At 34.9% G+C, this 12,203-nt stretch carries 10 protein-coding genes and 1 pseudogene; 2 read left to right on the top strand and 9 right to left on the bottom strand.

Annotated features, from left to right (window positions below):
* Positions 1–6 precede the first annotated feature (6 nt).
* The 9 genes and pseudogenes from CEF14_RS02155 to CEF14_RS02115 all read right to left on the bottom strand — a co-directional run bounded on the left by CEF14_RS02155 (position 7) and on the right by CEF14_RS02115 (position 10,214).
* The gene (locus CEF14_RS02155) at positions 7–474 is read right to left on the bottom strand and encodes a DinB family protein (RefSeq protein WP_102691327.1); all 468 of its coding nucleotides are present in this window, start codon (positions 472–474) and stop codon (positions 7–9) included.
* Between the two features lie 130 nt (positions 475–604).
* Positions 605–1,226 (bottom strand): annotated as a pseudogene (locus CEF14_RS02150) (class I SAM-dependent methyltransferase).
* Positions 1,223–1,750: an NUDIX domain-containing protein gene (locus CEF14_RS02145; RefSeq protein ID WP_102691326.1), complete on the bottom strand. Its 528-nt coding sequence runs from the start codon at positions 1,748–1,750 to the stop codon at positions 1,223–1,225. The pseudogene CEF14_RS02150 and the gene CEF14_RS02145 overlap by 4 nt, the downstream one beginning before the upstream one ends.
* Before the next feature lie 186 nt (positions 1,751–1,936).
* Complete coding sequence (locus CEF14_RS02140; protein WP_102691325.1) at positions 1,937–2,404, bottom strand: GNAT family N-acetyltransferase; 468 nt, start codon at positions 2,402–2,404, stop codon at positions 1,937–1,939.
* A gap of 42 nt (positions 2,405–2,446) precedes the next feature.
* A complete protein-coding gene (locus CEF14_RS02135) occupies positions 2,447–4,309 on the bottom strand; it encodes a XylR N-terminal domain-containing protein (RefSeq protein WP_102691324.1) in 1,863 nt (620 codons plus the stop codon).
* Positions 4,310–4,453: 144 nt separating this feature from the next.
* Positions 4,454–5,968: a 4-hydroxyphenylacetate 3-hydroxylase family protein gene (locus CEF14_RS02130; RefSeq protein ID WP_102691323.1), complete on the bottom strand. Its 1,515-nt coding sequence runs from the start codon at positions 5,966–5,968 to the stop codon at positions 4,454–4,456.
* Between the two features lie 212 nt (positions 5,969–6,180).
* Complete coding sequence (locus tag CEF14_RS02125; protein WP_322788375.1) at positions 6,181–7,779, bottom strand: amidohydrolase; 1,599 nt, start codon at positions 7,777–7,779, stop codon at positions 6,181–6,183.
* A 228-nt stretch (positions 7,780–8,007) separates the two neighbouring features.
* A complete protein-coding gene (locus tag CEF14_RS02120) occupies positions 8,008–8,898 on the bottom strand; it encodes a deoxyribonuclease IV (RefSeq protein ID WP_102691322.1) in 891 nt (296 codons plus the stop codon).
* Positions 8,899–8,915: 17 nt separating this feature from the next.
* Positions 8,916–10,214, bottom strand: a complete 1,299-nt coding sequence (locus tag CEF14_RS02115) for a DEAD/DEAH box helicase (protein WP_102691321.1) — start codon at positions 10,212–10,214, stop codon at positions 8,916–8,918.
* A 160-nt stretch (positions 10,215–10,374) separates the two neighbouring features.
* On the opposite strand from CEF14_RS02115, the gene vrrA reads away from it, so the two are divergent.
* Complete coding sequence (gene vrrA / locus CEF14_RS02110) at positions 10,375–11,133, top strand: VrrA/YqfQ family protein (RefSeq protein WP_102691320.1); 759 nt, start codon at positions 10,375–10,377, stop codon at positions 11,131–11,133.
* 79 nt (positions 11,134–11,212) lie between these two features.
* The gene (locus CEF14_RS02105) at positions 11,213–12,196 is read left to right on the top strand and encodes a 4-hydroxy-3-methylbut-2-enyl diphosphate reductase (RefSeq protein WP_102691319.1); all 984 of its coding nucleotides are present in this window, start codon (positions 11,213–11,215) and stop codon (positions 12,194–12,196) included.
* Positions 12,197–12,203: the final 7 nt, after the last annotated feature.

Genomic DNA, 12,203 nt, shown 5'->3' with positions numbered 1-12,203 from the left:
TCACCACTAATTCCCAGAAGTTTTTAAGAAATTTGTAATTTGCTGAAAATGATGCAAGTCATGTTTGATCAAACCATCAAAATACCCTACTAATGTCAAATTACTTTTACCGATTACGAAAGTTTGCTCAAATACTTCTTGTGAAAGTTCATGAAGTCTTCGTAATAATTTCCATCTTACTTCGATAAATTCTTGAATAAGATCCTCTTTCTTTTTTTCTTTACTATCTAAAGCGGCATTCGTATTTACATCTTGCACTTTCGGACTTTCCGGTTTTATCTTTGCATTCAATGATGGTAACCTTTGTTCTAAAAGAAACCGATCCCAAGGAATTAAATGTCCTATGATTTCACAAGTAGACCACTTTCCCTCTGCAATTGGCGTAAACCATTGATCATTAGATAGACCTCTTAATCCTTCAACAAATTGAATGGACTGTTTATAATGTTGAATGATTCTTGCTTTCGATTCCATCTTTTACATCTCCATTTCTATCCCCATTTAAGTATTCTCATTGTTTAAAATACTTCCTATAATTGGATAGGGACATCACCTTTTTAACAAAAAAGCAAGATCAATAAAATTTTGATTTTGCTTTTGATTTCTACCTTTTTTGAAAAATCGCCGTTAGCAATCCCTCAACACCAAAAACAGGTTCATTTTCATTTGCTTTCCGCATTTTTCGAATTTCAATACACTTGAAATCTTGAAATATTCGTTTTAATTTATCTTCAGTAAATCCTAAACCCCCTTGAAGACTTTTTACTCGATAGACTCACCTGGTTTTAGAGATTTTTTTATCAGTTGAATTTAGTCCACTCTTCTATGTGGAGCAATATGTTGGAAACATCCTGAATCATATATCAAATCATATTTGGCGTGTTCAACATTTAGTTCAAAAATATTTTGATTGATAAAATTGATTTCCAGATTTCTTTCTGTCGCTCTTTCATTTGCCCATTTTATGGATTGTTCAGATAGATCAACTGCATCCACTTTATATCCATTTTCAGCTAGAAAAATCGCATTTCGCCCAGTGCCACATCCTAATTCTAAAGCTTTCCCTGCATTTAAAAATCCTAGTTTAACATAATTAACTAAATTTTCATCTGGTTTATTTTCAAAAAAAGGATGTTTCTTTCACAGTTAGAATAAAATTCATTCCAAAATGTTTCAGAATCATGTAGATAAACATCTAACCTCTGTTTTAAATCTTCATAATTCATAATATCTTTTTTAGTCCATTCAATTTTTGTTGTTCTTTTTTATTGGAAAGCGCCTCTTCAAGTATAATTAACGAAATTTCATGATCATCTATTACATACGGTATTTCTGATGGTTCGACCCAAATACGTGCTACTGACTCGTTTTCTCTTAAAAATGAATCACAGGTATTGATATCCATTCTATAAAACACTTGATAACTCATAATCGGATATTTTCCACGGGTATTAAAAAAATGATTTTCTTTATGATTAACTTCTAGTACCCCTAAATAAGTAATCTCCCCTTTGACATATGCTTCTTCATAGACTTCACGATGAAGTGCTTCTTCTGGTGATTCACCTTTTTCAATATGACCACCAGGATAGTTAAACCCCCTTTTTTTAATTTTAGAGAGTAATACTTTATCATTTTGAAAACAAATTGCATGGACACTTGTGATGATGTCTTGATGTTGCAATGGATATTGAGGCAACCAGGTTAACTTTACTTTTTGACCATCCCAATCAACAGTTATTGTTTTCATCCTAAATACCTCACCTTCTCTCCTCCACTCGCTCTATAAAACTAGTAATTTGGTGCAAAAACATTTGAGGATATGTCTTCCTTTCCTGTTCTAATAAGAAATAGATATATTGGATTATCCGTTCGTTGAAAATTCACTACTACCTAATGCTATAATTTGTTTTATATTCTTAATCTCCATATGAATTTATAAATAATGACTCATCACAATCAATTCACCTTTTTCGCCCATCTTTCGTACTCCCTTATCCATATATCCGCACTTCTTGTATAAAGATTGTGCTGCACTATTGGCAATATTCACAGCTAGTACAATTTCATCTACATATGGAAATTCCTTATTTACAAACTGAGGCAACAGCTTCAAAGCCCTTTTGGCATACCCTTTACCTTGATGTCTAGCATCCGTTGAAAATGCACGTAATAGGATGGCATGTCCATTTTGACTATATGGTTTGACACCCTCATTTCTATGAAGATTAAAAAATGTTACGAGTTGATCATTATCAATCGCTAAAATAGAGAAACGATCGGGATCTTTCTCACATAATTTAATACACTCTCTTGGTATTCCTGTAAATCTTAATTGTTCTTCTGTTAATTCATAATTTTCAATTAAATGTTGACATTGATTTGTATAAAAGTTTAGTTCCATTCAGTTACCCCTACTTTCAACTAAAATTTAGAAAATACCTTTCTATATTGAAAGATCTCCACTTGCCATTAATACTTGCAGACTTAATAACAGTTGATAATTTATATTGGGATCTCGTATATCATGTCCAACTAATAATTCTATTTTCTCCAATCGATAACGTAAACCACTCATTGACAATGATAATTGCATCCTTGTATTTTCTAAATTTCCACCATTTTGTAGAAATATATACAAAGTATATAAGAGCTCACTTTTCAATTTATTTTTATGTACTAGTTGTCCTAGCATCTGCTTTGCTTTGATTTTAATCATATCCTTATTATTACTATGAAGCATTAAACCGACAATCCCAAGTTCATCGAAAAGGACAAGAGGTTCATTCAAATTTGTTATTTGTGATGATAACATCGCTTCATCAAGATGAATATATGCTCTATCCAGGTTAACTCCTTTAGAACTAATACCCATAAAAAAATAATGATTACTAAAATGTTTAGTCAAATAGTTTAAAAGCTTATTACACTGAGATTTCAAAACAGTAATTGGATTTTCTTGTATGAATAATACGATTTTGTCTTCTCTTTTCCCGATTAAAATATTATTTATTGCCTTTGTAAATTGAATCACTTCTTCTAAAATTTGCTCAGTTAGAATAAGTTCCTCCTCAATGTCATATTGCTTACTTCTAAAAGAAAGAACAATAATGTAATAAGGAAGTTTTAAATTCATTTGAATAAAATTACCTTTTTGAATAATTTCATGCTCATTCGAATAGTTGCAATCTAGAATTTGATTGAGAAAATATCCCTTTACGCGTTCACTTGCTTCAAATGTATTTTTTTCGTTCAGTAAATAGATGGAACAAACTGTAGCAGCATTTTCTAAGATCATTTGATCAATTTTGGAAATGTCTTGTCCATTTTCATATATTAATAGGCAATTACCATAAGACTGTTGTTTAATAATAATGGGAATACAAAGACAGTAGAAAAATTCCCCTTTAACTTTAATTACCTGATTAGATAATCCAAATCGACTTTGTCTTTCGTGTAAATCCTTGGAAATCTCCAAATAGTCAGATTTCATAAAAGTAGTAGAAACACCAGCTGTTTTTAAAATATTGCCAAAATTATCTTCGATGATCATTGGTAAATTCAGTTCTTCATAAACAATATTGGCAATAGACTGTAATTCCCCTTCTATAACCAATTCATTTGTTAACCGATTATGTATTGAAATCGCTTTTGATAAATAATTACGCTCATCTAATAGTTGATCGTAGGTGGAATGTAACTCTTGAACAATTGTTTCCTCTTCGAAATATGGAAGCTCGTTCAAAATTGCGTCTCCCCACTGCTCCAATGTTTTGCCTATATAGGTGCATTCACGGTCGCCTTTTGCTATACAATTAACCTCTTTAAATAAAACCTTTTTGTTACAAATAGTAGAATAATAACCACTTGCATATCCAATTAATGTATAGCAAACAGGTAAATCTGCTAGACCAAACTGTGTTACATGTTCTTCCGCTTCATAAGAAGCGATCCATCTTCCTTCTACATGAATTGTTTCTACATTAAAATCATTTGAATAGCCAATGTTTAGCTTCGTGCGTTGCGCTCGTGTAAAGCCTCTTAACAAGTGCATTTGAGGTCCTTGACTTAGTAATTCTTCAAGAGTAGTATATTGCTTTCTCATCGCTTTTTTTGCATCGCTTTTCCCCAGATTCCATCCATAACGAGTCAGAAATCCTTTCATACGTTCTTTTGAGATATTTTCGATTAAATCTTTTCTTAAGATGCCAAAAATAATGGATGATGTCACAATCATTCGTTCATCCTCTAAAATAATTCGTCCTTCTTCATCCGAAAATTCTTTTAACCATGAAAATGAACTACTCATTAAGTCAACTCCTTAAATACAGAATTTTCTAATAGTATTTTACCATATTTAACAATAAGAACAAAAAAACCCGAAAAGTTAATAGAAACTAATCGGGCTTTTTTACATAATGTTGATGTTTGTTTAAACTTACTATTAATTTATTTATAGTGGCAATTTTTCAACAGAATAATTATTGATCCAAGTGTTATTTGTCCATCCTTCTAAATCATAATCACTTAATGCTTGATCAACAAAACGTTTATATGCTGCAGTTTGACCGGATACGTCAGCCATTTTCAACGCATCTAATCTGATTCCATCTTGGTTACCAGCGTAGTTAATTTCGTATAATTCATTTCTGCCACCAAACTCAGTTCCTATCGCATCCCAAACTAATTTTAAAACTTTGACACGTTCTTCAGCACTTGCACCACCTGATCCTTTATAATATTGGTCTAAATACGGGCGAAGTTCTGGATTTAAAAAATCTTTTGAACTTGAAGGTAGCTGAATAAGTCCTCCTGCTACTACTTGCTCGAAAATTTGCTTAATTTTAGGCCATACAATAGGTGCAAATGTACGATACGCTGTTGCATAAGTTGAATTTGGAAGTAAATATCCATTTGGAGCCTGTTCAGGTTGTGTTGCCATTGCAGTTGAAATGGCCCAGAACATATTCCTGTAAGAAATTACTTCACCAATACTAGCTTGAACGCCACGGAACGTATCTGTACCAGCTAATTCAGTTGCTTTTAATAACAATCCCACCATAAAATCAAGTTTTACCGCAAATCGTGTACAACCTTGGAATGTATATCTGTTTACCCAACCTGTTTTTGGACGAAAACCATTTGCGATTTCAACATTTTTATACGCCAATACATCTTCCCATGGAATAAATACGTTATCAAGCACTATAACTGCATCATTTTCATCAAATCGACTTGATAAAGGGTAATCGAATGGTGTACCTGATTTTACTGCCATTTCTTCGTAAGATTGTCGACTAATCACTTTTAAACCAGGCGCATTCATCGGTACAAAGAATATCAATGCGTGACTTTTATCACCATTTCCTAAATCTTGTGGTGAATAATTTGCAACAAAATTATAATGTGTTAAAGCTGCTGAAGTACCGACCATTTTAGCACCGCTTACAATAATCCCATTATCTTTTTCTGCAACTGCTCGAACAAATACTTCTTTGTTTTCATGTAAAGGTTTGTGGCGATCTAATTGTGGATTGACGATCGTATGGTTACAGAATGGTAATTCTTCTTGCGCTTTACGATACCATCTACGAGCATTGTCTTCAAATCCTTCATAAAAATCTGCAAATGGTCCGAGTGAACCTGTAAAAGCTGCTTTATAATCAGGTGTTCTTCCCATAAAACCATAGCTTAATCTTGCCCATTCTGCCATCGCATCACGTGCACCCAGTAATTCTTCTATACTCCTTGAAGCTTTAAAAAACTTATGGGTACGAAATCCAAATTCGGAGTCAACCGTTAATATATTCGATTTTTCTGGGTCATGAAGTGCATCATAGAGTCTTGAAATTGAGCGTGCTGAATTTCTATATGCTGGATGTTCCACTACGTTTTTGATTTTTTCGCCATTTAAATAGATAACTCGTCCATCATTCAAACTTTCTAAATACTCTTTACCATTATACATATCTCATGCCCCCGTTTTTTAATATTTTAATCTGTACTATTTTGAATGTTTAATTAAATATTAACGAAGATTTTCTTTCTTAATTACAAAGGTTATTGTCTATTTCTTGTGTTAAATTCCAACAAAAACTATCTAATAAATATCCTCGTTTTAATAAAAAAGACTTAGCAAACTTTTGTCTACTAAGTCTTTTCTATCCTATTTATGTTTAGTTAAACATTCGCACGTTCAAATACTACGCGTCCTGCTACAACCGTTTTTACTGCCTTTGCTTTAAGCATATCTTCTGATGACCCTTTAAAAAGATCTCGGTCAAAAATTGAAAAGTCTGCATCATATCCTGGCTTGATCAAGCCACGCTCGTGTTCTTTCCCAATTGCTTGTGCACTTCCAACTGTATACATTCGAATGGCTTCATAACGAGTCACTTTTTGTTCTGGTACATAACCTTCTCCTGTTGTATGTGGCTTTTTACGTTCTACTGCTGCGTAAATTGTGGAGAGTGGGTTGATGTTTTCAATTGGTGCATCCGTTCCCGCTGCACACATAACATTACAATTTAATAGTGTTTTCCAAGGATAGACATAGTCTAATCGATCCTCACCGAGACGCTCTATAATCCATGGAAAATCTGATGATACAAATGCTGGTTGGGCATCTACAACAACAGGTAATTTTACGATCCTTTCAATCAAATCTTCACGTAAAACTGACGCGTGGATTAAGCGATCTCTCTTACCTCTTGGTGCTGGATATTTTTCGATAACCTGCAAGATTTGTGCTGCTCCTGCATCACCAATCATATGTACAGCAATGACTTCATTGAATTTACGCGCAAGTTTTACAAGATTTTCCATTTCTTCATCTGTATGAATAAACAGACCGTACTTCTTAAGATTATCTGCATAGGGTTTTGAAAGTGCCGCTGTAGAACCACCTAATGAACCATCCGTAAAAATTTTCATTGCGCCAGGTTCAATAAAGGGCTCATCGAACTCAACATTTGCCTCCATCATATCTTTGAAAACAGCATGATGACGCAATAAATTCACTCTAAAATGATGATTTTCGCCAATTACACGTCGAAAGGCCGTCAGAGGATTGATATATTCTCCAAAATAATGCATATCCTCAGTGTGACCACCTGTTAATCCTAGTGACAACATTTGATTGACAGCACTATTAAGTTCAGCTGTAAGCGTATCAATATATGCTTCTCCTTCTCTTTGGATAGCTGCGGTAACAAGGTCAGCTGCATTATCATATAACAGACCATTTAATTTACCGTCTTTCCCTCTTCCAATTTCTCCCCCTGCTGGTGATTCACTTTTTTCAGATATTCCACCTGCTTCTAGGGCAGCTGTATTACACAACACAACATGATGACACACTCTTTTCAATAAAATTGGTTCCTTACGAATGGCATCAAGCTCGGCCACAGTAGGAATTCGTTTATCCGCAAAGTTATTTTCATTCCACCCATCAGCAAATAACCATTGATCATTTGGTATTGACTTCGATGCTTCATTTACCATTTCTAGCATTTCTTCAGCAGAATTTGCTGTTGATAAATCAAGCCAAATCAATTTTTCCCCTTGAAAAATCATATGGAGATGACTATCCACAAATCCTGGATACATTGTCGCACCATGTAAATTGATTTGCTCGTCTGCTTGTCTTATTAATTCGTCATAGTGTCCAATTGCAATGATTTTTTCATCTTCTACGAGAACGGCCTCAACCGTTTCATTTTCTTGTTCCATTGTATAAATTGTTCCACCATACCAAAGCTTTTTCATTGATCCATACACCCCATTTATCCCCCTCAAATTCCAGTCGAAATGATGAAGCTTATTTCGTCAATTATGTCATTATATCCTTAAATATACAATTTTATTTTCGTAAAAAAGAATGAATATTCAAGCATCTTTGCGTTTATACTATCAAAATTTATCCTTCTGTTGTTATCTCTAAAAGAGAAAAATAGCCCATCTCATTTACTCTTTATGAGTAAATGAGATGGGCATATCAAATAATTCTTATTCTCCCCGTAATGCTTCGATTTTTTCAGGCATAAATTTCTCAGAACGGAACATTTCAATTTCGTATGCATATGGTGCTTTTTTGTTTTTTGCATCTGTTCCAACCCATGGTGTTTCAAGGATTTTCGGAATTCCTGTAAAAGCTTCATGATGTACGATTCGATTTAGAGCCTCAAAACCAATATGACCAAAGCCAATATTTTCGTGACGGTCTTTTGCTGCTCCACATACATTTTTACTATCATTGATATGTAGTACTTTAATACGTTCAACACCAATAACTTTATCAAAATGCTCTAAAACTCCATCAAAATCATGGATAATATCATAACCAGCATCATGTGTATGGCAAGTATCATAACATACAGATAGGCGATCATTATTTGTAACACCATCTATAATTTTAGCTAACTCTTCGAATGTACGACCACATTCTGATCCTTTACCTGCCATTGTTTCTAAAGCGATTTGAACTGGGTAATCAGCAGATAAGACTTCATTTAACCCTTCAATAATTTTCGCAATCCCTACATCCGCACCAGCACCAACATGGGCACCTGGATGTAATACGATTTGTGTCGCACCAATTGCAGCTGTTCTTTCAATTTCTTTTTGTAAGAAATCTACTCCAAGAGCGAAAACTTCAGGTTTTGTTGTATTGGCAATGTTTATGATATAGGGAGCATGCACAACGATATTCGATAAACCATGCTCTTTCATATGTGCTAAACCAGCTTCTATATTCAAATCTTCAATCGGTTTTCGACGGGTATTTTGAGGAGCACCTGTATAGATCATAAATGTGGAGGCACCATAGGAAGCTGCTTCTTCACTTGAAGCAAGCAGCATTTTTTTCCCACTCATAGATACATGAGAACCTATTAACATGTTCGTAAATCCCCTTTCTAGCGTTGACGATTACGTTTACGTCTTTCTTTTTTCTTAATCTTGTCCATTTCCCAGCGCATGTTTCGTTTATAGCCAGGTTTTACTTTTTTCGGTTTACGAACACGAGCCTTTGCGATTTGGTCAATTTCATCTACTTTTTTCTCACGATTTTGTCGTGCATGACGTTCTTTCATTTCGACAATTTCGCCATTTTTGATATCCTTTTGAACAAATGGAATGCCCATTTTTTCAACGCGTGCGATTGCATCTTCATCAGATGGTTCGAATATAGTAATGGCAAGTCCTTTGTTCCCTGCACGTGCTGTTCGACCAACACGGTGGATAAAGAATTCTAAATCCTGAGGTAATTCATAGTTAATAACATGACTAACGCCTGGTATATCGATTCCTCGAGCAGCTAAATCAGTAGCGACAATATATTGAAATTCAAGGTCACGAATTTGTTTCATCATTTTCTTACGATCACGAGGAGATAAATCCCCATGAATTTGCCCTACTCGATGTCCATTATTAGCAAGAAAATTTGCTACATATTCTGCCTGTTTACGAGTATTCGTAAAGATGATCGCTAAATATGGATTAATGGCATCCATTACTTCTAACAGCTTACTATTTTTCGATTTACTACGAGTCGGAATTAAATAAAAATCTAAGTTTTCTGCAACTGGTTTCTTATCATCCATATGAATATGAACAGGTGATTCCATGTATTTTTTCAAGAAAGGTTGTAAGCTTTCTGGTACTGTTGCAGAGAAAACATACATTTCGAGTGTATCTGGCATTTGAGATGCAAATTGATCGATATCTTCAATAAAGCCCATATCGAAGGCAAGATCTGCTTCATCAATAACTAGTATTGTAGCAGTGTGCACAAGTAACGCTTGTTCGTTCACTAAATCACGAATTCGACCAGGTGTACCAACGACAATTTGAGGTTGTGTTTTTAGTTTCTCGATAGAGCGCTTTTTATCCGTACCTCCGATAAATAATTTTGCTTGGATTTCTGTTTCATCGATTAATTTGTGTAGCTCAGCATTAATTTGTGTCGCTAATTCACGAGTTGGTGCAGTGATTACAGCTTGTACCTCTTGTTTGTCTTGGCGAATACGCTCAACAATTGGAATTAAAAAACTATGTGTCTTCCCTGTTCCGGTATGCGCTTGACCAATTGCACTTTTCCCTTTCAATATAAGTGGAATCATTTCCTTTTGAATTGGGGTTGGTTCTGTAAAACCTAAATTTTGGATAGCCTCTCGTAAAAAAGGCTGAAAATTATAATCTGTATATTTGGACATAAATTGTCCCTCCTAACTTACTTCAATCATTGTATCACGATTCGTACATTAAGTAGACCATTTGCATATGATATCTATTAATAGAACATTCGTCAATTGCTGTGGCGATTTTTCCATTTTGTTTTATTGGTTGATCTTTACAAAATGAAAGGAGAATTTTATGGTTTACCCATCCTATTTCCCATATGGTAATTCTTTTCAAAGAAATTTCAATCCATATCCTATGCAACAAATGATGAGACCCATGCCATTCCCTTCACCAGGGGGATTTGGCAATTTTCCTGGTAGTCCCCAACCTTTCCCTAGAGGGATTGGCAATTTTGCAGGTGGTGCTCAAGCTATTCCTAGAAACCCAGGCAATTTTGGAGGCGTTGCTCAAGCATTTGCAAGAGGTGTAAATAATTTTAACAATGCAGGAAGAGTTGCAGGTGCTGCAGGAAACGCAGCAAATTCGGCAAGAGCGCTGGCAAGAGATGCAGGTTTTGGTGGTGCTGCAAGAGCAGCACAAGCAGCTGGTAATGCTGCAGGTGTAGCAAATGCTGCAGGAGCTGCAAATACTGCAGCAGGTGCTGCAAACTCACTTGGTGGATTTGCAAAATTAGAACAATACTTAAATACAGCTGATCAGTTATTTAATACTGCACAAAAATTCACTCCCATGGTGAAGCAAATTTCACCGATGTTCCAAAATCTCCCTGCTTTATATAGACTGTATAAAGGATTCCAATCAATACCAAATGCTAATACAGCGGGAGATCCTGCTGGTCCCGTTTCAAATAATGAAGGTTCACCTAGAGGACCTATAAAATTTAAATTTGGTAGAAATAGACAGACTATGCAACAACAACAGCAGCAACAACCTCAATTTACACAACAAAGTCGCCCATCTAAACCTCGTATTTTCCAACCTCCACTATAACGATCTAAACGATTGTTTTGTATTCAAAACCTGAGTCCGTTATAATAATACGTAGCGAGCATTGAAAGGAGTTCGAATCATGGAAGTCATTAAAATCACACCACGAGGTTACTGCTATGGCGTTGTTGATGCTATGGTCATCGCACGTAATGCAGCCTTAGACAAAACACTACCAAGACCAATTTATATTCTTGGTATGATTGTTCACAATAAACACGTAACCGATGCATTCGAACAAGATGGCATCATCACATTAGACGGAAAAAACCGCTTAGAAATTTTAGATAAAGTAGATAAAGGTACAGTCATTTTCACTGCTCATGGTGTTTCTCCCGAAGTTCGAGAATTAGCACGAAAAAAAGGATTGATTGCTATCGACGCAACATGTCCTGATGTAACAGTTACTCATGACTTAATAAAAGAAAAATCAGCCCATGGCTACGATATTATTTATATCGGAAAAAAAGGGCATCCTGAACCAGAAGGTGCTATTGGTGTTGCTCCAGGTCATGTTTTTTTAGTTCAAAGTGTTGAAGATATCGATCAATTACAATTAGAACGAGATAAAATTCTTGTGACCAATCAAACAACGATGAGCCAATGGGACGTTGCTCATTTAATGGATCGTTTAAAAGAAAAATACCCAAATATTGAAGTTCATAAAGAAATTTGCTTAGCCACTCAAGTTCGTCAAGAAGCCGTTGCAAAACAAGCGGGTGATGCAGATTTACTGATTGTTGTTGGTGATCCCAAAAGTAATAACTCTAATCGTTTAACACAAGTATCTGAAGAGATTGCCCATACGAAGTCTTATCGTATTGCAGATTTATCCGAACTTAAATTAGAATGGCTTGAGGGAGTTAAAAAAGTAGGTGTAACTGCCGGTGCTTCTACTCCAACTCCAATTGTAAAAGAGGTTATCAAATTCTTAGAACAATATGATCCAAATGATCCAGCAACTCATGATTTATCTCGTACAGTAACTTTAGATAAAATTTTACCTAAGATAAAGCAACCTGCACCTGTTGAGAAAATCTTACCTTATAATATATCCCAAAAATAATAAGTTC

This window comes from Rummeliibacillus pycnus, from assembly GCF_002884495.1.
Lineage (GTDB): Bacteria > Bacillota > Bacilli > Bacillales_A > Planococcaceae > Rummeliibacillus > Rummeliibacillus pycnus.
This window is presented reverse-complemented; position numbering and strand designations above follow the sequence as displayed.